Here is a 20,587-nt window from a genome sequence, read left to right on the forward strand (position 1 = left end):
CGGGCCGTAGCCCGCCTCCTCCGGTGTCGTTACAGGGAGTGCGGTCCGCGGCTGGGATCGCATTGCCAACAAGGAGGAAGAATGATCAAGAAGGTCGTCGCCGTCGCGGCTGCCACCGGTGGTCTCGTGCTCGCGGGCGCGGGTGTGGCCGCCGCCGACTCCGGTGCCCAGGGCGCTGCCATCGGCTCCCCCGGTGTCATCTCCGGCAACGTCATCCAGGCGCCGATCCACGTCCCGGTGAACGTCTGCGGCAACACGGTCAGCGTGATCGGGCTGCTGAACCCCGCCTTCGGCAACTTCTGCGTCAACGACTGACGTCGCGCCCGGGCCCGCGAAGGGCCTGTGCGCGGCGGCCCCGGAGCGCGCGCCATGCGCTCCGGGGCCGCTGTTTCGGCGGGCGGGGAGTCGAGGAGTGCCTCCTGCCCGCGCACAACCCGTAGACCGCAAGCCACCCGCACATCAGAGGGCAAGGGGAAGTACACATGCGACAGGTCACAAGGAAGGGCCTGATCACCATCGCCGCGGCCGGCGGCGTGCTGGCCATGACGGGCGGCCACGCCGCCCACGCGGACGCCGAGGCCCGGGGCGTGGCCGCGGGCTCGCCGGGCGTGCTGTCCGGCAACACCGTCCAGGCCCCGGTGCACGCGCCGGTGAACGCCTGCGGCAACACCGCGACCGTCGGCGGCGGCCTCAACCCGGCCTTCGGCAACAAGTGCGCCAACGTGGACGACCACCGGGGCGGCCACCAGCAGGGCGACCGCGACGGCGGCCGGCACCGAGACGGGCACGAGGGAGGCCGCCACCAGGACGGCCGGCACCAGGGCGGCCACCAGGAGGACCGCGGCGGGCAGCACTGGGAGCAGGACAGGGAGCACGGCGAGGGCCACGGCCGGAAGCAGCACGGGAAGCACGCCGGCGACGGCGGCGCCAGGGCCGAGGGCGTGGCCGCGGGCTCGCCGGGCGTGCTGTCCGGCAACACCGTCCAGGCCCCGGTGCACGCGCCGGTGAACGTCTGCGGCAACTCCGTGAACGTGGTGGGCGCGCTCAACCCGGCCGCCGGCAACGAGTGCGCCAACGTGAGCGACTACAGGCCGTCCCCGGAGAAGCCGAAGCCCGAGGAGCCCAAGCACCCGGAGAAGCCGAAGCCGGAGAAGCCGAAGCCGGAGAAGCCCAAGCACCCGGAGGAGCCCAAGCAGCCGGAGAAGGGGGACGAGCCCCGTGCCGAGGCCCCCGGGAAGCCCGCTCCCCAGGTCATGGGCGGTGAGCTGGCCCAGACCGGCAGCAGCGGGCTGGGCGCGGTCGTCCCGGTCGGCGCCGGGGTCCTGCTCGGCGGCGCCCTGCTCTACCGGCGCGCCCGCGCCATGCGGGGCTGACCGGCGCCGGGGGCCACGCCAGGGACCACGGCCAAAAGCACGACGAGGAGCGGGCTCCGCCCCTTACCGGGGTCGGGGCCCGCTCCTTCCGCCTTCCGCGTCACCAGGTGGCGCGCAACTGGCGGATGATCCGCCGCCGCAGCCGCACCTGGCGGCTGCCGTCGGAGTTGAGCCTGAGGCGGTCCAGTTCCCAGTGTCCGTACTCGGCGTGTTCGGTCAGCAGACGTGTGGCGGCCCTGCGGGAGACCCCGCGCGGGACGTACACATCACGAAATTCGTATTCCGGCATCAAATCTATTGTGCGTGCGGGGCCCCGGTACGGATAGCGTCTGCACTATGTCTGATGCTGCGCAGCCCGGTGCTGCCGAGGTACGAGCCGCCGCCGAAGCGTTGAAGACCGCGCTGGACCGTCACCTCGAAGCCGTCGAACGACGGTCTGCCGAGGGGGGCTCGGGCGCCGGGGCCGCCCGGGCCGAGGCCGCCGTCCACGCCGCCTTCGACGAACTCGCCGCGGCGGGCGAGGCGTACGACGAGCTGTTGTACGACGTCTACGACGAGGTCACACCCTTCGAGATCCCGGGCGGCGACAGCATGCCCGCCTACGCAGGGCCGGAGGAGCCCAGCACCATCGGCGTCCTCATCCGCCGCGACTACACAGTCGTGGAGCCGCAGCGGCTGATGGCCCAGGCGCAGCGCGTCACCGCGCTCGACCCGGACTCGGCGGACGCGGACGAGGAGGCGCTGGAGGGCCCCTTCGCCGGGAGCGGGGTGCACGCCGCCCTCAGCGTGCTGTTCGGCGAGTACGAACCCGACGAGATCGCCACCCGGCACGAGGAGTTCGGCCTGGAGGAGGGCGACTCCACGCTCTGGGTGATCGCGGGCGACGAGCCCGCCGAGCCGGGGGAGTGGCTGGGCTCGCCCTTCGACGGGGCCGACCCCGAGCAGGTCGTCTGCCGCTTCGACGTCAGCACCGTCTTCGACGAGGAGGAGGACCTCTACGGCGAGGACGGGGACCGCGGGCCGGTGCTCCGGGCCGCGGACTGACCCGGGCCCGCCCCTGCCACCGGGATGCCGGCCCGTGGCCCGGCGGCCTCCGGTGGCAGGGACGCGCCGCCGGAGGTCAGTCCGCGGTCTCCGGCGACGGGGCCGCCTGCGCCGCCTGCGCGCGCAGCAGTGTGCGCAGACGTGTCGTGCGCTCCGGGGCCGGGATCCGCTCCACCGCCCGCGGCAGCGCCTGATCCACACCGTGCACCACGGACAGATGCCGCTCGCCGCGGCCGAACGCCGTGTACACCCAGGCGCGGCTGAGCGCCGGGACCGCGTCGCCCGGAAGCACCACCACGGCAGCCGACCAGCGCGTCCCGACGGCCTGGTGGGCGGTGATCGCCCAGCCGTGCCGCACCGTCCGCGCCACCCGCTCGCGCGGGACGGTGACGGCGCGGCCGGAGCAGTCCAGCCGCAGCCCCTCCTCGTCCCCCGACACCACCGTGCCCAGCGCGGTGTGTCCGGGGGCGGGGGAGTGGGCCACCCGGTCGCCCGGGTCGAAGCCGCCGAACCGGCCGGGGCCGGGGTTGAGCCGCTCCTTGAGCGCGGCGTTGAGCACCCGGGTGCCCGCGGCGCCGCCGTGGCCGGGCGTGATCACCTGCGTCAGTTCGGCGGGCACCCCCAGCGCACGCGGCACCGAGTCGGCGACGAGCTGCACGGTGCGGTGCACCGCCTCCCCGGCGTCGCGCACCGGGACGATCACCACCTCCCGGCCGGGCGCCTCCACCTGGTTCAGCTCGCCGATCCCGATGCCCGAGACCAGTTCGCCGACCGGCCCGGGATCCGGGGTGCGGGAGACCACCTGTGGGCAGACGCGCGCCGCCAGCAGATCGGCCAGCACCTGACCGGCACCCGCCGAGCCGAGCAGGTGCGGATCGCCGCTGAGGACCAGCCGCGCACCGTCCGGCACCGCCTCGACCAGCATCGCCGCGCGTTCGGCGTCGAGCTGGGGGGCGTCGAGCACGGCGAGCAGATCCAGCGCGTACGCGCCCTCCTCGTCGCGTCCGGGGCCCTCCCGGCCGGCCAGCAGTCCGTCGACGGTGACGGCCGCCGGGCCCATACCGCCGTCCGGGCCGTCCCCGTCCTGACCGTCGCTCCGGCCGCCCCCGCCACCGCCTTCGGTGTCCAGCAGCTCTGCCAGCCGCCGCCTGCCGTCCTCGCTGTGCGCGGCGGCGTACGCCCGCAGCCCCAGCGCCCGGGCCGCGGCCACCAGCGCCGCCGGCTCGGCACGGGCGGCCTCGCCGCCGGTGTGCGCCACCAGACCGCCGCGGGCGGCGGCGCGCACCAGCTCGGCCGCGGACGGGCCGGGCGCCCTGCCCGCGGCCTCCTCCCAGCGGGCCGCCTCCTCCTCGCCGGGCGGGACGAAGGTGCTGCTCAGCCGGGCCAGGCCCTCGGCCAGGCTCTCCTCGGCCAGCGCGTGGCGCTCCAGGCCGACGAGCAGCCGTACGGGCCGCCCGCCCTCCTCTTCCTCCTCGCCCGCCGCGGTGCTCCCGGTTCCGGCTGCCCCGGCTTCCCCGGCCCCGGCTGCGGGGTCCTCCTCGCCGGCGTCCTCGAAGGCCAGCACCGCGCCCGCGTCGATCGCCTCGCCCACCGCCGTCTCCGCGTCCGGTACGCCGTACCGGGCCAGGCCCTCGGCCAGGGCCTGGGGGCCGAGCACCGTGTGCCCGGACAGCGCCGCCCGCTCCAGCAGCCACACCGCCAGGGCCCGGCAGCGCCGCTCGTCGCCCGGACCGCCGTCCGGCCCCAGCAGCGCCCGCGCGAAGCCGTCCGCCTGCTTTGGCGCCACGCCCGGAACGGCCAGCAGCTCCCACGGATCGGCGCGCAGCACCTCCTCGGCACCCTCACCGAAGGTCTCCACCACGGCCGTGCCCAGCGCCGCGGGCGCGCCGCCCTCGGCCAGCAGCGCGGTGACGCCCTCGGGCACGGCCACCGGGCCGCCGCCCGGTACGGCCTGCGGACCGCCGGGGCCGCCCCCGGGACGGGCGGCCGGGGCGGCGCGCCGGGGCCGGGGCGCGGGTTTCGGCTCGGCGAAGAACTCGGCGGCCGAGCGCTCGCCGCTCTCCACGGCGCGTACGGCGGCCATGAGCTCGGCGGCCTTGTCCGGGGCGCCCGGGGCGGCGGGCTGGCGGGCCTGATCGGCGTTGTCGGCGCCGGACGCGGTCAAAGCGTGCTCCAGTCGTGATCGGGATAGCGGTGCACGGGGGCCGACACATCGTCCAGCGCCCGGCAGATCTCGTCGGGAAGCGTAAGGCCCTCCACTGACAGAGCCTCGCCGAGCTGCTGCGGCGTACGCGGGCCGATGACCGGTGCGGCCACCCCGGGCCGGTCGCGCACCCAGGCCAGTGCCACCTGGAGCGGGGTGACGGCCAGTCCGTCGGCGGCCGTGGCGACCGCGTCGACGATCCGCGCCGCGGCGTCGTCCAGGTAGGGCTCCACGAAGGGCGCCAGATGCTCCGACGCCCCGCGCGAGCCCGGCGGGGTGGAGTGCCGGTACTTGCCCGTGAGCACGCCCCGGCCCAGCGGCGAGGACGCCAGCAGCCCCACCTCCAGGTCCAGCGCGGCCGGCAGCACCTCCCGCTCCACACCGCGCTGGAGCAGGGAGTACTCCATCTGGACGCCGGCCAGCCGGGCGCGCGCCCCCGGGGCGGCGAGCTGCCAGGCGGCGGCCTTGGCCAGCTGCCAGCCGCAGAAGCCCGCCACCCCCGCGTAGCGGGCGCGGCCGCTGGCCACCGCGGTGTCGAGGGCCTGGAGGGTCTCCTCCAGGGGAGTGAAGGGGTCGTAGGCGTGGACCTGCCACAGATCGACGTAGTCGGTGCCCAGCCGCTCCAGGGAGGCGTCCAGCGCGGCCAGCAGATGACCGCGCGAGCAGTCGAAGTGACGCTCGGGGTCGGGTACGCCGCCCGCCTTGGTGGCGATCACCAGATCCCGGCGGGGCACCAGATCCTGCACCAGCCGGCCCAGGAGGTACTCGGCACCGCCGTCGGCGTACACGTCGGCGGTGTCCACCAGCGTCCCGCCGGCCTCCCAGAAGGACTTCAGCAGGTCGGCCGCCTCCCGCTCCCCGGTGTCCCTCGCCCAGGTGAGAGTACCGAGCCCGATCCGGGATACGCGGAGGCCGGTGCGGCCCACGTGCCTGTGCTTCATGGGCGTTGAGAGTACTTGCGGCCGCGCGCTAGAGTCCCGGCGACGGGCACGTTACCGATCGGTAAGGGGACGCGGATGAGGCTCGGGATCAACCTCGGCTACTGGGGCGCCGGGATGGACGCCGACAATCTCGCGGTCGCCCGGGAGGCCGACCGGCTGGGCTACTCCGTGTGCTGGGCCGCCGAGGCCTACGGATCGGACGCCCCCACCGTCCTGGCCTGGGTGGCGGCCCAGACCGAGCGGATCGACATCGGCTCGGCCATCTTCCAGATCCCCGCCCGCGCCCCCGCCATGACGGCCATGACCGCCGCCACCCTCGACACCCTCTCGAAGGGACGCTTCCGCCTGGGCCTGGGCGTCTCCGGACCGCAGGTGTCCGAGGGCTGGTACGGGGTGCGGTTCGACAAGCCGCTCGCCCGCACCCGCGAGTACGTGGAGATCGTCCGCAAGGCGATGTCCCGCGAGCGGCTGACCCACTCCGGCGAGCACTGGACGCTGCCGCTGCCCGACGGCCCCGGCAAGCCGCTGAAGCTGACCGTCCACCCGGTCCGTGAGCGGATCCCGCTGTACATCGCCGCCATCGGCCCGAAGAACCTGGAGCAGACCGGTGAGATCGCCGACGGCGCCCTGCTGATCTTCTTCGCCCCCGAGCACGCCGAGGAGACCACGCTCGGCGCGCTGCGGGCCGGACGCGAGAAGGCGGGCCTGACCATGGAGGGCTTCGACGTGGCGCCCACCGTGCCGCTGGCCCTCGGCGACGACGTCGACGCCCTGGCCGACACCTTCCGCCCGTACACCGCCCTGTACGTCGGAGGCATGGGCAGCCGCAAGCAGAACTTCTACAACCGGCTCGCCCGACGGATGGGGTACGAGAAGGAGGCCGCCGAGATCCAGGACAGGTACCTGTCCGGGGACAAGGAGGGCGCCGCGGCCGCCGTGCCCCGGCAGCTCATCGACTCCACCACGCTGCTCGGCCCCGTCGAGCGGATCGCCGACCGGATGCGGGCCTACGCCGAGGCCGGGGTGACCACCCTGTCGCTGGCGCCGGCCGGCTTCACCCTGGAGGAGCGGATCGCCGCGCTGCGGGCCGGCGTGGAGGCCCTGGAGCGGTCCGGGGCCGCCTCCTGAGGAGCCGCCGCATCCGGCCCTCCGCCTCCGGTGTCCCGCCCCCGCCGTGAACGCCGCGCGGGGCGCGGCCGGACCGGGCCGTCCGGCCGCACCCCGCGCCGGGACGTGCCCACGGCCGCGGTGGGGGCTCGGGGGTCCTCCCCGCCACGGCCGTCTCCCGGCACAACGGCGCGGAGCCGCCGGGGTCACGCCCGGCACGGCGGACACGTCCGTTCGGCCCAGGGGCGCAGGTGAGCTGTTGCCGCCGCCCGCCCGCGCCGGTTGACTCGGATTTCTGCGGATACGTCCACGGAAGGTGTCGGGCCATGCTGCGCAGAAGGGATTTGGTGCGGGAGGTCCTCGACGACGACGCGTCCTTCCGGCTGCTGTGCTCGCTGGCCGCCGCGGCCCAGGCGCGCAACGGCCGGGAGAACCGCCGGATCGCCGCCCTCGTCCCCCAGGGCCGGCGCGGCCTCGCCCCCGCGATGGCCCGGTACGGCGAGCTCCAGGAGCGGCACGCCCGGCTGCTGACCGGGCTGCTCGCCGACTGCGGTCCGGAACCGGCCGAGGTGCCCCCCGAGGCGGACCACGCCGCCCTCCTGGAGCGGCGGGGGAGCTGCCCGGCGCACGCCCGGATGCGGTGCGGGCAGCCGCTGAGCGAGCGGGACGTCCTCGCCCACCTCGCCCACGGGCACGCCGCCTCGGCCCGCGCCGCCGGCTGGCTCGCCCGTCTGGCCGGGTACGCCTTCGCCCGTCCCGGGGCCGGCGAGGCGGTCCGGGAGGTCTGCCGCGCCGAACGGGAGTACCTGGCCTGGTGCCGCGAGGGGATGCTGGGCTTCGCCCGCGCCGGCCATGTCGCCGCCGTCGAACTGGTGCTCAGGGAGAACGCGCTGGCGGAGGCCCGTGCCCACCGCGACGCCGCCCTCGCCGTACTGGCCCGCACCGGCCATCTGCTGGGCTGGAGCATGGCCAGGTCGGTGGTGCTGGAGGGGGGTGTCCAGGCCCGGTACGCCTACGAGCGGCTGGTCGGCCGGCACCGTGCCGTGCGTCTGGATCCGCTGCCCGTACTGCCCGTACTGCCCGTACTGCCCGTACTGCCCGCACTGCCCGCACTGCCCGCACTGCCCGAACCCGGGCGCGGGCCCGACCCCGAGGCGGAGCCCGACTCCGAGGCGGAGCCCGGGAACGGGGCGGGGGCCTGGCCCGGGGACGCGGCTACAGCCAGCCCCGGCGCTTGAAGAACCGGTACAGGCCGGTGCTCACGGCGACCATCAGCACCACCACCCCCGGATACCCCAGCGGGTGGGTCAGCTCGGGCATGTGGTCGAAGTTCATGCCGTACACCCCGGCGATCATGGTGGGTACCGCCGCCATGGCCGCCCACGCCGAGATCTTGCGCATGTCGTCGTTCTGCCGGACGCCCACCTGCGCCAGATAGGCCGACAGGATGTCCGACAGCAGCCGGTCCAACGCCTCCACCTGCTCGTTCGCCCTGGTCAGATGGTCGCTGACGTCGCGGAAGAACGGACGCGAGTCGTCGTGCACGAACGGTACGCCGATGCCCGCCAACCGCTCCATCGGCTCCACCAGCGGCCCGGTGGCCCGGCGGAACTCCAGCACCTGGCGCTTGAAGGCGTAGATGCGGCTCGCCACGGTGCCGCGCGCCGTTCCGCCGGGGGTGAAGACCTCCTCCTCCAGCTCCTCCAGATCGATCTGCAGCTCGGCGGCCACCTCCATGTAGTGGTCGACCACCGCGTCGCTCACCGCGTACAGCACGGCCGTCGGACCGTGCTGCAGCACCCGCGGGTTGCGTTCCAGCCGTTCGCGCACCGAGCCCAGCGGGTTGGTCGTGCCGTGCCGCACCGACACCACGAAGGAGTCGCCGAGGAACAGCATCAGCTCCCCGGTGTGCACCGTGTCGGCCGCCTCGTCGTAGTCCACCGGCTTGAGCACCAGGAACAGCGAGTCCTCGTAGACCTCCAGCTTGGGCCGCTGGTGGGCCGACAGGGCGTCCTCCACCGCCAGCGGGTGCAGCCCGAACTCCCGGGAGACCTGACCGAACTCCTCCTCGGTGGGCTCGTGCAGTCCGATCCACACGAAGGCCTCGCGGTCCGCGCGGGCCGCCCGGAAGGCCTCGGCGAGGCCGGATGGGTCCTCGGCGCGGCGCCCGTCCCGGTAGATCGCACAGTCCACAATCACACCCACGATTCTCCCCCGCCGGCCCGGCGGCGTGTGCGGCGGCCACCCGCCCGGCCTCCGCCCCCCGCCCCTACTCGGCCCCGCCGCCCTCGCCTACGCTGGCTGCCATGCCCACGCTGCTCCTCGTCCGGCACGGCCGGTCCACCGCCAACACCTCCGGACTGCTGGCCGGACGAACCCCCGGGGTCGAGCTGGACGAGCTCGGTGCCGCCCAGGCCGCCGCCCTCCCCGCGCGCCTGGCCGCGCTCCCGCTGGCCGCCGCCGTCCACAGCCCGCTGGAGCGCTGCCGCCAGACCCTGGCGCCGCTGGCCGCCGCCAGGCCGGACCTGCCGCTGCACACCGAGGAGCGCGTCGGCGAGTGCGACTACGGCGACTGGACCGGCCGCAAGCTCGCCGAGCTGAACGAGGAGCCGCTGATGGCCACCGTCCAGCAGCACCCCTCGGCCGCGGCCTTCCCCGGCGGCGAGACGATGCGCGGTATGCAGGCCCGGGCGGTGGAGGCCGTACGGGAGTGGAACGAGCGGATCGAGCGGGAGCACGGACCGGACGCCACCTATCTGGTGTGCTCGCACGGCGACATCATCAAGTCGCTGGTCGCCGACGCCCTCGGCATGCACCTGGACCTCTTCCAGCGCGTCCACGTCGAGCCCTGTTCGGTCACCGCCATCCGCTACACCCCGCTGCGCCCCTTCCTGCTGAGGCTGGGCGACACCGGTGACCTCGCCTCGCTCGCTCCGCGCGAGGCGGACGCCGCGCACGGCACGCCTCGGGCCGGCGGTGACGGGGACGCGGTCGTCGGGGGCGGCGCCTGACAGCACGACCCGGAGACCACCCGGAAGCCGCCCGCACCATACGGGCGTCCGTCCGGCACGGCATCCGGCGCGGCACCCGGCACGGCACCCGGCGCGGCGGTGGACACGGTGGCGGGTGCGGTGGTCGGCACGGTGATCGCCGGGCGCAGTAGGGTGCCAGTGTCCCAGCAGTCGACCGATGGAGCAGGAACGTGTCCCGTCAGGTGTTCCTCTACGACCCCCCGGAACGCTTCGTGGCCGGCACGGTCGGGCTGCCTGGCCGCCGGACGTTCTTCCTCCAGGCGTCCGCAGCCGGCCGCACCACCAGCGTCGCCCTGGAGAAGGCGCAGGTCGAGGCGCTCGCCGAGCGCATAGACGAACTGCTGGACGAGGTCGTGCGGCGCACCGGCGGCAGTGCCCCGGTCCCGGCCGTCGCGCCCGCCGAGACGGCCGACAACGCTCCCCTGAGGGCTCCGGTGGAGGAGGAGTTCCGGGTCGGCACCATGGCGCTGGCCTGGGACGGCGAGGACGAGTGCGTGATCGTGGAGGCGCAGGCCCTCGTCGAGATCGAGGCCGACTCCGACGAGGATCTGGCCGAGGCCGAGGAGCGGCTGCTGAGGGACGACGAGAACGGCCCGCCGGTGCTGCGCGTGAGGATCAGCGGCACCATGGCCCGGGCCTTCGCCAAGCGCGCCATGGAGGTCGTCAAGGCCGGCCGGCCGCCGTGCCCGCTGTGCAGTCTGCCGCTCGACCCGGAGGGACACGTATGCCCGCGCCAGAACGGATACCGCCGCGGCCTGTGAGGCCGGAGGCGGACCACGGCGGCTCACCGCCGGCCGAACTGCTGGCCGGCGGTGAGCTGACGGTGCGCGGACGCCTCGGCGGCGCCTCCAACACGGTGCTGTACTGCACGGTCGCCGAGGCGGGCGCGGAAGGCGGGGACGGCGGGCGGGAGGTGCCCTGCGTGTACAAGCCGGTACGCGGGGAGCGCCCGCTGTGGGACTTCCCCGACGGCTGTCTCGCCCGGCGCGAGGTGGCCGCCTACGAGGTCTCCGAGGCCCTGGGCTGGCATCTGGTGCCGCCGACCGTGCTGCGCGACGGCCCGTACGGCGAGGGCATGTGCCAGCTGTGGATCGGGCCCCGGCCGGACGGTACGCAGGAGCCGGGAGAGGACGGCGGGCCCGCCGCGGCGGAACTGCTCGCGCTGGTCGAGGAGGGGGAGCCGGGACCGGGCTGGAAGTCCGTCGTCCCGGTCGGCGTGGGCGGGGACCGCACCGCGCTGCTGGTGCACGCCGACGATCCCCGCCTGCGCCGGCTGGCCGTGCTCGACGCGGTGATCAACAACGCCGACCGCAAGGGCGGGCATCTGCTGACCGCCCCGGACGGAAAGCTGTACGGCATCGACCACGGTGTGACCTTTCACACCGACGACAAGCTGCGCACCCTGCTGTGGGGCTGGGCGGGCGAGCCGCTGCCCGAGGAGGCGCTGGAAGCGCTGCGCGGCCTGTCCGCCGCGCTGGCCGACGGCGGGCCGCTCGCCACCCGGCTGGCCGGACTGATCACCTCCGCCGAGCTGGACGCCCTGCGCAAGCGGACCGACACCCTGATCGCCGCCGGCCGCCACCCGCTGCCCGGCGGTGACTGGCCCGCGATCCCCTGGCCACCCGTCTGAGCCGTCGGACCCGTCCGCCCTGCCGGCCCTGCCCGCCCCGTCCGGGCGGAGGGACGGACCCGTCCGGCGGCGGTCCGTCAAGCGGGCCACATCGGCCGCGGCGCCCCGGTTCAGGCCATTGCGCGCATCCCGTTCGTGGACGGCACAGCGTGCCGGTTACGCTCATGACCATGCATGCCTGGCCCGCTTCCGAGGTGCCCGCCCTGCCAGGTCAGGGCCGAGACCTCAGCCTCCACGACACCGCGACCGGCGGAAGGGTGACCCTCGCCCCCGGTCCCGTCGCCCGCCTCTACGTCTGCGGCATCACGCCGTACGACGCGACCCACATCGGGCACGCGGCGACCTACAACGCGTTCGACCTCGTGCAGCGCGTGTGGCTCGACACCAAGCGGCAGGTCCACTACGTGCAGAACGTCACCGACGTCGACGACCCGCTGCTGGAGCGGGCCGCCGCCACCGGCGAGGACTGGACGGCGCTGGCCGAGCGCGAGACGGCCCTCTTCCGCGAGGACATGACCGCCCTGCGGATGCTCCCGCCCAGGCACTACATCGGGGCCGTGGAGGCCATACCCGGGATCGTCCCCGTCATCGAGCGGCTGCGGGAGACCGGCGCCGCCTACGACCTCGACGGCGACGTCTACTTCTCCGTCGCCTCCGACCCCCACTTCGGCGAGGTCTCCGGTCTGGACGCCGAGGCGATGCGGCACCTGTCGGCCGAGCGCGGCGGCGACCCGGACCGCCCCGGCAAGAAGAACCCGCTCGACCCGCTGCTGTGGATGGCCGCCCGAGAGGGCGAGCCCTCCTGGGACGGCGGCTCGCTCGGCCCCGGCCGCCCCGGCTGGCACGTCGAGTGCGTCGCCATCGCCCTGGACCACCTGGGCATGGGCTTCGACGTCCAGGGCGGCGGCTCCGACCTGGCCTTCCCCCACCACGAGATGGGCGCCTCGCACGCGCAGGCGCTCACCGGTCAGTACCCCTTCGCCCGCGCCTACGTCCACGCCGGGATGGTCGCCCTCCACGGCGAGAAGATGTCCAAGTCCAAGGGGAACCTGGTCTTCGTCAGCGCGCTGCGCCGCGACGGCACCGACCCGGCCGCCGTCCGCCTGGCCCTGCTGGCCCACCACTACCGCGCCGACTGGGAGTGGACCGACGCCGTTCTCGACGAGGCGGTGGCCCGGCTCGGGCGCTGGCGGGCCGCCGTCTCCCGCCCCGACGGCCCGCCGGCCGACGCGCTGGTGGAGGAGATCCGCGCCGCCCTCGCCGACGACCTCGACGCCCCCGCCGCGCTGGCCGCGGTCGACCGCTGGGCCGAGTGCCAGAACGCGGACGGCGGTACGGACACCGGCGCGCCCGGCCTGGTGTCGCGGGCCGTGGACGCCCTGCTGGGCGTCGCGCTCTGAGCGTCTGAGCACGCGACGGAAGACGCCCGGGGCGCCCGCCGAACGGCGGGCGCCCCGGGCGTCTCGCATCGTCCCGCTGTGCGCTCAGTCGTCCTTCTCCGGGCCCTGAGGGCCGCCGTCCGTATCGTCCGTGCCGTCCGTGCCGTCCCCGCCTTCCGTGCCCTGAGGGTCGCCGCCCCCGCCTCCGGGGCCCCGCGCACCGCGCTCCGGCCCGTCCTCCGGCGGCCTCGCCGGACGCGTACGCCCCCCGGCCGAGGTGTCGCGCAGGTACGAGCCGCCCTCGGCGGCCGTACCGCCCCCGGCATGGCCGCCGGGCTGGCCGTCCCGCCGCCGCAGATAGCGCTCGAACTCCTTGGCGATCGCCTCGCCCGACGCCTCCGGCAGCTCCGCGGTGTCCCGGGCCTCCTCCAGCGACTGCACGTACTCGGCCACCTCGTTGTCCTCGGCGGCGAGCTGGTCCACGCCCAGCTGCCAGGCCCGGGCGTCATCCGGCAGCTCGCCCAGCGGGATCCGCACGTCCAGCAGGTCCTCCAGGCGGTTGAGCAGTGCGAGGGTCGCCTTCGGGTTGGGCGGTTGCGAGACGTAGTGCGGCACCGCGGCCCACAGGCTCACCGCCGGCACGCCCGCGTGGCCGCACGCCTCCTGGAGGATGCCGACGATGCCGGTGGGACCCTCGTAACGGGACTCCTCCAGATCCATCGTGCGGGCCAGGTCCGGGTCGGAGGTGACACCCGTGACCGGGACCGGCCGGGTGTGCGGGGTGTCCCCGAGCAGCGCGCCGAGCACGACGACCATCTCCACGCCCAGTTCGTGGGCGAACCCCAGGATCTCGTTGCAGAAGGACCTCCAGCGCATGCTCGGCTCGATACCGCGCACCAGCACCAGATCGCGGGCGCGGCCCCGGCCGTCGGCGTCGCCGATCCGCACCACCGACAGGCGGGTCGTCGGCCAGGTGATCCTGCGCACACCGCCCTCCAGCCACACCTGGGGACGGTTGACCTGGAAGTCGTAGTAGTCCTCGGCGTCCAGCGCCGCGAACACCTCGCCCTTCCACTCCCGCTCCAGATGCGCGACCGCGGCGGAGGCGGCGTCACCGGCGTCGTTCCAGCCTTCGAACGCGGCCACCATGACCGGGTCGACCAGCTCGGGAACCCCCTCGAGCTCGATCACCCAGTGCCTCCTTCCGGCCGACCGGAGCACGCGCTCCGTACCGGCTGACGTTCCATTACCGTGCGGGCCCAGCCTACGGCGTGACCGTGCCCGCGCCGCAGCCATCACACTCCTTCCCGGGCCGTGCGGCGGTGATCCGTCCGGATACCGCCGCACCCGCGGCGGCTGAGTACGCGGCCTGCCGGAAGAGGGCCCGCCGCTGCCGGGGGCTCGTGGGCGGCCCGCCGCCCGCCACGGCGCGCGGGCCCGCCACGGCGCGCGGGAAGCCGCCGTACGGGCCCGCGGAGCGCCGGGGCGCGGGAGTCAGGGCCGCCGTCCGTCCAGCACCTTCGCGACCTCGGCGCGGACCTCCTCGGTGTCCAGGCCGCGGACGGTCAGCGTGGTACGGCGGCGCAGCACGTCGTCCGCCGTCGCGGCCCACTCGCGGTCGCGGGCGTAGACGACCTGCGCCCAGATCTCCGGGGCGTCCGGGTGGACGCGCTCGCCCAGCGCCGGGTCCTCGTGCACCAGACGGGCGATGTCGAACGCCAGCGCCCCGTAGTGGGTCGCCAGGTGCCTGGCGGTCAGCGGGTCGAGCCGGGTTCCCGGCTCGCGGTCCACCAGCAGCCGGTGGGCGACCGCGTCCGGATTGGCCACCCCCGGCAGCGGCACCCGCCGCACCAGCTCGGAGACCGGTACGGCGTCCTCGGCGAAGCCGGTCCGCGCGGTGCCCGGCAGTGTCGCCAGCTTCCTCAGGACGGTGCGGCCGATGTGCCGGTAGGTGGTCCACTTGCCGCCCGCGACCGAGAGCATCCCGCCGCGGCCCTCGGTGAGAACCGTCTCCCGCTTGGCCGACTCCACACCGCCCGGGCCGCCGGGCAGCACCCGCAGGCCCGCGAAGGCGTAGGTCACCAGGTCCGGCGAGAGCTGCTCGTCGCGCACGGAGAAGGCGGCCTCGTCCAGGATCTGCCGGACATCGGCGTCGGTGGCCGACACCTCGGCCGGGTCGCCCTCGTAGACCTCGTCGGTGGTGCCCAGCAGCAGGTGGTCCTCCCAGGGGAGGGCGAAGGTGATGCGGTACCTGTCGACGGGCGTGGCCATCGCCGCCCGCCACGGCGCCGTCCGCCTCAGCACCAGGTGCGCGCCCTTGGACAGCCGGACGCTGGGCGCCGCGCCCGCGTACTCCATCCGCCGCAGACGGTCCACCCACGGTCCGGTGGCGTTGAGCACCAGCCGGGCGTCCACCTTGAACTCCGTGCCGTCCAGCCGGTCCTTCAGCTCCGCGCCGGTGACCCGGCCGTGGGTGAAGCGCAGACCGGTGACCTCGGCGTGGTTGAGGACGACCGAGCCGGAGTCCACGGCGGCGCGGACGGTCATCACCGCGACCCGGGAGTCGTTCATCTGGTGGTCGCCGTAGACCGCGACCGCCTTGAGGCCCTCGGTGCGCAGGGCCGGGTTGTCGGCGGCGGCCTTCGCCGGGGAGATCAGCCGGCCCACCCCGTCGCCGAAGGCGGACAGGGCGGAGTAGGCGAAGACGCCCGCGCCGAGCTTGGCCGCGCCGTGCGGGCCGCCCCGGTAGACCGGCAGGTGGAAGGTGAGCGGGTTGACCAGGTGCGGAGCCACGTCCCTGGCCAGCACCCGCCGCTCGTGGTGGTTCTCGGCGACCAGCCTCACCGCGCCGGTCTGCAGGTAGCGCAGCCCGCCGTGGACCAGTTTGGAGGAGGCGGAGGAGGTGGCGCCGGCGAAGTCGCCGGCGTCCACCATCGCCACCCGCAGCCCCGACTGCGCCGCGTGCCAGGCGACCGAGGTGCCCAGGATGCCGCCGCCGACGACCAGCAGGTCGAAGACCGCGCCCTCCAGCACCTCCCGTGTCTCGGCACGGCCCGGGTCCGGGCCGGCGGCCGGGCGCGCCCCGAGGGTGGGGACGCTTTTGAGGGTGTTCATGTGGATCAGTTCTCCTCTTCGAGCCAGCCCATGGTCCGCTCCACGGCCTTGAGCCAGTTCTTGTACTCGCGTTCGCGCACGTCGGCCTCCATCCGGGGCGTCCACTCCGCGGCCCGCCGCCAGTTGGCGCGCAGGGCGTCGGTGTCCGGCCAGAAGCCGACGGCCAGGCCGGCCGCGTAGGCGGCGCCCAGGCAGGTGGTCTCGGCGACCATCGGCCGGACGACCGGAGCGTCCAGGACATCGGAGATGCACTGCATCAGCAGGTTGTTGCTGGTCATGCCGCCGTCCACTCTCAGGGCGGTCAGCTCGACGCGGGAGTCCTTCTCCATCGCGTCGACGATCTCGCGGGTCTGCCAGGCCGTCGCCTCCAGCACCGCGCGGGCGATGTGCGCCTTGGTGACGTAGCGGGTCAGGCCTGCTATGACGCCCCGGGCGTCGGAGCGCCAGTAGGGGGCGAACAGCCCGGAGAAAGCGGGGACGAAGTAGGCGCCGCCGTTGTCCTCGACCGAGCTGGCCAGCGTCTCGATCTCGGCGGCGCTGTTGATCAGGCCCATCTGGTCGCGCATCCACTGAACCAACGAACCGGTGACCGCGATCGATCCCTCCAGCGCGTACACCGGGTCCTGGTCGCCGATGCGGTACCCGACGGTGGTCAGCAGGCCGTTGTAGGAGTTGACGGCCTCGGAACCGGTGTTGAGCAGCAGGAACGTACCGGTTCCGTACGTCGATTTGGCCTCGCCCGGCGAGAAGCAGGTCTGGCCGAACAGCGCGGCCTGCTGATCGCCCAGCGCGGAGGCCACCGGCACGCCCTCCAGCGCTCCGCGGGCCTCGCCGTAGACCTCGGCGGAGGAGCGGATCTCGGGCAGCACCGCCATGGGCACGCCCATGGACTCGCAGATGCGCGGGTCCCAGTCCAGGGTGCGCAGGTTCATCAGCAGGGTGCGGGAGGCGTTGGTGACGTCGGTGACGTGCACGCCGCCCTCCGTGCCGCCGGTGAGGTTCCAGATCACCCAGGAGTCCATCGTGCCGAAGAGGATCTCGCCGGCCTCGGCGCGCTCGCGCAGTCCTTCGACGTTGTCCAGCAGCCAGCGGATCTTCGGGCCCGCGAAGTAGGAGGCGAGCGGCAGGCCGGTCTCGCGGCGGAAGCGGTCCTGCCCGACGTTGCGGCCCAGCTCCCGGCAGAGCGCGTCGGTGCGGGTGTCCTGCCAGACGATGGCGTTGTGGACCGGCTCGCCGGTGGCCCTGTCCCACAGCAGCGTCGTCTCGCGCTGGTTGGTGATGCCCAGCGCCTGTACGTCCTCGCGCGTGATGCCCGCCCTGTCCAGGGCTTCGGCGATCACCTCCTGGACGTTGGCCCAGATCTCGTTGGCGTCGTGCTCGACCCGGCCGGGCTCGGGGAAGATCTGCTCGTGCTCCTTCTGGCCGACCGAGACGATGCGGCCGTCCCGGTCGAAGACGATGCAGCGGCTGGAGGTGGTGCCCTGGTCGATGGCGGCGATGAACTCGCGGCGGGTGTCGCTCATGTCGGGGTGCTCCATGGGTGGGCGGCAGGATGGCGTCGGGGGGTCGGGGAGGGGTGGGGGAGCGGGAGCCGGTCAGGCGAACGCGAGCCGGTAGAGGACGCCCGCGAACGCTCCGCCCAGCAGGGGGCCCGCCACCGGGACCCAGGCGTAGCCCCAGTCCGACCCGCCCTTGTTGGGCAGCGGGAGCAGGGCGTGCACGATGCGCGGCCCGAGGTCGCGGGCGGGGTTGATCGCGTACCCGGTCGGGCCGCCCAGCGAGAGGCCGATCCCGACGACGACCAGGGCGGTGACGAGGACACCGGTGCCGGACAGGGCCAGCCCCTCGGTGAGGCCCTGGGTGAGGATGGCCAGGACCAGTACGGCGGTGGCGATGGTCTCGGTGGCCATGTTCTGCACGGGGCTGCGGATCTCGGGGGCGGTGGAGAAGACACCGAGCACCGGGCCGGGGGCATCGGAGCGCCGCCGGTCGGCGGCGGCCGTCGCCTGGGCACCGGGGCCGCCGACGACCTCGCGGTCGGTCAGGTGCGCCAGGAACTGGCCGTAGTAGGAGACCCACACCAGGGCGGCGCCGGCCATGGCGCCGAGCAGCTGGCCTGCGAAGTAGAAGGGCACCTTGTCCCACTCCCCGCTCTGCACGGCGATGCCCACGGTGACCGCCGGGTTGAGGTGGGCGCCGGAGAGGCCCAGGGAGATGTAGGCGGCGGTGAGGACGGCGAATCCCCAGCCGAAGGTGATGGCGACCCAGCCGGCACCGGTGGCCTTGGACCGTCTGAGCGTGACGGCGGCGCAGACGCCGCTGCCCAGCAGGATCAGGACGGCGGTGCCGATGACCTCGCCCAGGAATATGTCGGAGCTGGACACCCGCGACTCCTTTGCTCTTGTCCGGAGGGAGTCAGATGGAAGAAGTGGGGGAGGCGGACCGACTTCCGTTCACTGTTCGACATTGTCGACCGCCGAACGGCAGTTTCGCTTCAGTCGAACATCTCGTCAAGGGCGCGGGCGGCGGATCGTGGTGGCGGACACGGGCCGAGCGGCCGAAACCGTGCTGAAGCGGCCGGACGAGGTCGGACGAGGCCGGACAAGGCGGGATGAGCGGGGGCGTCCGCGGGTTGCCCCCGGACACTGCCCAGGGGTGACTGTTCCGAACCGGGTGGAGGTCTGAATCGAACAAATAATGTGCCAAGCAGATGAACGAACTTTCGATGTCGACGGACCGGGGCGAACCGGACGGGTCGCCGAGAGCGGGGCGAGGTGAAGCGCGACGGGTCAGAAACGGCCCGCGCCCAGGTCGCGCGACACCGCCCGCGCGCAGTCCCGTACGGCCGCCACCAGCCGCGGCTGTATCTCCCCGTCCGCGCACACCCGCTCCACCGCGCCGGTGACGGCCACGGCACCCACCGGCATCCGGCGCCGGTCGTGCACCGGGGCGGCGATGGAGGCGACCCCCTCCCAGGTCTCCTCGACGTCGGCCGCCCAGCCGCGGGACCGGGTCAGCTCCAGAACCTCCTCGAACGACTCCGGATCGGTGATCGTGTGCGCGGTCAGCGCCTCGCGCCCGGAGTCCATCGCCTCGCTGCGGGCCACCGGGTCGTACGCCGCCAGCACCTTGCCCAGCGCGGTGCTGTGCAGTGGCTGCATCGCACCCACCTCCAGCACCTGCCGGCTGTCGTCGGGGCGGAAGACGTGGTGCACGATCAGCACGCCCCGCTGGTGAAGCACGCCCAGGTAGACGCTCTCTCCGCTGGAACGGGCCAGGTCGTCGGTCCACACCAGGGCGCGGGCCCGCAGTTCGTGGACGTCCAGGTAGCTGTTGCCCAGCCGCAGCAGCTCCGCGCCCAGCTGGTACCTGCCCGAGGCGGGGTCCTGCTCGACGAAACCCTCCTGCTGGAGGGTGCGCAGCAGGCCGTGGGCGGTGCCCTTGGCCAGGCCCAGGGTGGAGGCGATGTCGGACAGCCCGAGGCGCCGCTCACCCCCGGCGAGCAGTCGCAGCACTGCCGCCGCCCGCTCCAGCGACTGGATGGTCCGGGCCATCGGGCACCTCTCCTCTGTTGGCTTCTCTCGGTGGGCCGGAAGACGGCATTCGGCAATGTCGAACGCTATCGGATCATGCCGATGCCGCGGTAGCCGCCCGACGCCCGGCGTCCACGCTTCGGAACACCCGAGGCTCTCGCGGCGCCGACAGATACCCTGGCCGGGTGCGCTTCCCGATGGAAGACGCAAAGCCGACAGCCGTCGCATCTCTGGGAGCCCTTCCATGGCAGCTTCGCCGACCCCGCACGACCTCGACCCGACGCCGACCGCCGGACCCGCCTCCGCCGGTAGGTCGAAGACCCCCCGCGCCGATGCCCTGCGTGAGGCGTTGGCGTCGCGGGTGGTGGTGGCCGACGGGGCGATGGGCACGATGCTGCAGGCGGCCGATCCGTCGCTGGAGGACTTCCAGCAGCTGGAGGGCTGCAACGAGGTCCTCAACGTCACCCGCCCCGACATCGTGGCCTCGGTGCACGAGGCGTATCTCGCGGTGGGGGTGGACTGTGTGGAGACCAACACCTTCGGGGCCAACCACGCGGCGCTGGCGGAGTACGACATCGCCGACCGGGTGGAGGAGCTGTCCGAGGCCGGGGCCCGGGTGGCGCGCGAGGTGGCCGACACCTTCACGCGGGACACGGGGCGGCAGCGGTGGGTGCTGGGGGCGATGGGGCCGGGCACCAAGCTGCCCACCCTGGGCCACGTCGAGTACCGCACGCTGCGGGACGCCTATCAGCGCAATGCCGAGGGGCTGCTGGCGGGGGGTGCGGACGCGCTGCTGGTCGAGACCACCCAGGACCTGCTGCAGACCAAGGCCGCGGTGCTGGGCGCCCGGCGGGCGCTGGAGGCGGCCGGGCTGTCGGTGCCGGTGATCTGCTCGGTGACGGTGGAGACGACCGGCACGATGCTGCTGGGCAGTGAGATCGGGGCCGCGCTGACGGCGCTGGAGCCGCTGGGTGTCGACATGATCGGGCTGAACTGCGCCACCGGCCCGGCGGAGATGAGCGAGCATCTGCGGTATCTGGCCCGCCACTCCCGGATTCCGCTGTCCTGCATGCCGAACGCGGGGCTGCCGGAGCTGACCGCCGACGGTGCGCGTTATCCGCTCACGCCGGGCGAGTTGGCGGATGCGCAGGAGTCGTTCGTGGCCGAGTACGGGTTGTCGCTGGTGGGCGGGTGCTGCGGGACGACGCCGGAGCATCTGCGGCAGGTGGTC

General features: G+C 74.2%; 19 protein-coding genes. 10 read left to right on the forward strand and 9 right to left on the reverse strand.

Translation table 11 applies throughout. From position 1 onward, the window contains the following. The first annotated feature begins 81 nt into the window (after positions 1–81). Complete coding sequence (locus BM237_RS22900) at positions 82–315, forward strand: chaplin (protein WP_093851602.1); 234 nt, start codon at positions 82–84, stop codon at positions 313–315. Positions 316–482: 167 nt separating this feature from the next. Beyond that, positions 483–1,373 carry a chaplin gene (locus BM237_RS22905; protein WP_093851603.1) on the forward strand — a complete coding sequence of 297 codons (891 nt, stop codon included), beginning with the start codon at positions 483–485 and terminating at the stop codon, positions 1,371–1,373. 100 nt (positions 1,374–1,473) lie between these two features. On the opposite strand, the gene BM237_RS22910 is transcribed toward BM237_RS22905, so the two are convergent. Beyond that, positions 1,474–1,662, reverse strand: coding sequence for a DUF5703 family protein (locus BM237_RS22910; RefSeq protein ID WP_093851604.1), 189 nt, complete (start codon positions 1,660–1,662; stop codon positions 1,474–1,476). A gap of 47 nt (positions 1,663–1,709) precedes the next feature. Between BM237_RS22910 and BM237_RS22915 the strand changes: the two genes are divergently transcribed. Further along, positions 1,710–2,417 carry a hypothetical protein gene (locus BM237_RS22915; RefSeq protein ID WP_093851605.1) on the forward strand — a complete coding sequence of 236 codons (708 nt, stop codon included), beginning with the start codon at positions 1,710–1,712 and terminating at the stop codon, positions 2,415–2,417. 76 nt (positions 2,418–2,493) lie between these two features. Here the strand turns inward: BM237_RS22915 and BM237_RS22920 are convergent, their stop codons facing one another. Then, positions 2,494–4,500 (reverse strand): helix-hairpin-helix domain-containing protein, encoded by a 2,007-nt coding sequence (locus BM237_RS22920; RefSeq protein WP_093851636.1) that lies wholly within the window; start codon positions 4,498–4,500, stop codon positions 2,494–2,496. Between the two features lie 77 nt (positions 4,501–4,577). After that, a complete protein-coding gene (locus tag BM237_RS22925; protein WP_093851606.1) occupies positions 4,578–5,561 on the reverse strand; it encodes an aldo/keto reductase in 984 nt (327 codons plus the stop codon). Positions 5,562–5,636: 75 nt separating this feature from the next. Between BM237_RS22925 and BM237_RS22930 the strand changes: the two genes are divergently transcribed. Continuing rightward, positions 5,637–6,689, forward strand: a complete 1,053-nt coding sequence (locus tag BM237_RS22930; RefSeq protein ID WP_093851607.1) for an LLM class F420-dependent oxidoreductase — start codon at positions 5,637–5,639, stop codon at positions 6,687–6,689. A gap of 305 nt (positions 6,690–6,994) precedes the next feature. Beyond that, positions 6,995–7,906: a ferritin-like domain-containing protein gene (locus BM237_RS22935; RefSeq protein ID WP_139238157.1), complete on the forward strand. Its 912-nt coding sequence runs from the start codon at positions 6,995–6,997 to the stop codon at positions 7,904–7,906. Here BM237_RS22935 and corA read toward each other — a convergent pair. Beyond that, complete coding sequence (corA, locus tag BM237_RS22940; protein WP_093851609.1) at positions 7,884–8,876, reverse strand: magnesium/cobalt transporter CorA; 993 nt, start codon at positions 8,874–8,876, stop codon at positions 7,884–7,886. The two genes, BM237_RS22935 and corA, sit on opposite strands and share 23 nt — an antisense overlap. 98 nt (positions 8,877–8,974) lie before the next feature. Between corA and BM237_RS22945 the strand changes: the two genes are divergently transcribed. The 4 genes from BM237_RS22945 to mshC all read left to right on the forward strand — a co-directional run bounded on the left by BM237_RS22945 (position 8,975) and on the right by mshC (position 12,730). Continuing rightward, positions 8,975–9,679, forward strand: a complete 705-nt coding sequence (locus BM237_RS22945; RefSeq protein ID WP_093851610.1) for a histidine phosphatase family protein — start codon at positions 8,975–8,977, stop codon at positions 9,677–9,679. A gap of 191 nt (positions 9,680–9,870) precedes the next feature. After that, on the forward strand, positions 9,871–10,461 hold the full coding sequence (locus BM237_RS22950; protein WP_093851611.1) for a DUF3090 domain-containing protein: 591 nt from the start codon (positions 9,871–9,873) through the stop codon (positions 10,459–10,461). Continuing rightward, positions 10,425–11,330 carry an SCO1664 family protein gene (locus tag BM237_RS22955; protein ID WP_093851612.1) on the forward strand — a complete coding sequence of 302 codons (906 nt, stop codon included), beginning with the start codon at positions 10,425–10,427 and terminating at the stop codon, positions 11,328–11,330. The genes BM237_RS22950 and BM237_RS22955 overlap by 37 nt, the downstream gene beginning before the upstream one ends. Positions 11,331–11,500: 170 nt before the next feature. Further along, positions 11,501–12,730 (forward strand): cysteine--1-D-myo-inosityl 2-amino-2-deoxy-alpha-D-glucopyranoside ligase, encoded by a 1,230-nt coding sequence (gene mshC / locus BM237_RS22960; RefSeq protein ID WP_093851637.1) that lies wholly within the window; start codon positions 11,501–11,503, stop codon positions 12,728–12,730. An 84-nt stretch (positions 12,731–12,814) separates the two neighbouring features. Here mshC and BM237_RS22965 read toward each other — a convergent pair whose 3' ends face one another. The 5 genes from BM237_RS22965 to BM237_RS22985 all read right to left on the reverse strand — a co-directional run bounded on the left by BM237_RS22965 (position 12,815) and on the right by BM237_RS22985 (position 19,377). Continuing rightward, positions 12,815–13,900 carry a PAC2 family protein gene (locus tag BM237_RS22965; protein WP_093851613.1) on the reverse strand — a complete coding sequence of 362 codons (1,086 nt, stop codon included), beginning with the start codon at positions 13,898–13,900 and terminating at the stop codon, positions 12,815–12,817. A gap of 303 nt (positions 13,901–14,203) precedes the next feature. After that, the gene (locus BM237_RS22970; protein WP_093851614.1) at positions 14,204–15,823 is read right to left on the reverse strand and encodes a glycerol-3-phosphate dehydrogenase/oxidase; all 1,620 of its coding nucleotides are present in this window, start codon (positions 15,821–15,823) and stop codon (positions 14,204–14,206) included. Between the two features lie 5 nt (positions 15,824–15,828). Continuing rightward, complete coding sequence (glpK, locus tag BM237_RS22975) at positions 15,829–17,346, reverse strand: glycerol kinase GlpK (protein WP_093851615.1); 1,518 nt, start codon at positions 17,344–17,346, stop codon at positions 15,829–15,831. Between the two features lie 72 nt (positions 17,347–17,418). Continuing rightward, positions 17,419–18,207, reverse strand: a complete 789-nt coding sequence (locus BM237_RS22980) for an MIP/aquaporin family protein (RefSeq protein ID WP_093851616.1) — start codon at positions 18,205–18,207, stop codon at positions 17,419–17,421. A 405-nt stretch (positions 18,208–18,612) separates the two neighbouring features. Then, positions 18,613–19,377 (reverse strand): IclR family transcriptional regulator, encoded by a 765-nt coding sequence (locus BM237_RS22985; RefSeq protein ID WP_093851617.1) that lies wholly within the window; start codon positions 19,375–19,377, stop codon positions 18,613–18,615. A gap of 223 nt (positions 19,378–19,600) precedes the next feature. Between BM237_RS22985 and BM237_RS22990 the strand changes: the two genes are divergently transcribed. Then, a partial coding sequence (locus tag BM237_RS22990; protein WP_175541103.1) for a homocysteine S-methyltransferase family protein occupies positions 19,601–20,587 on the forward strand: 987 nt, incomplete at its 3' end.

Source organism: Streptomyces mangrovi (assembly GCF_900114215.1).
Classification (GTDB): domain Bacteria; phylum Actinomycetota; class Actinomycetes; order Streptomycetales; family Streptomycetaceae; genus Streptomyces; species Streptomyces barkulensis.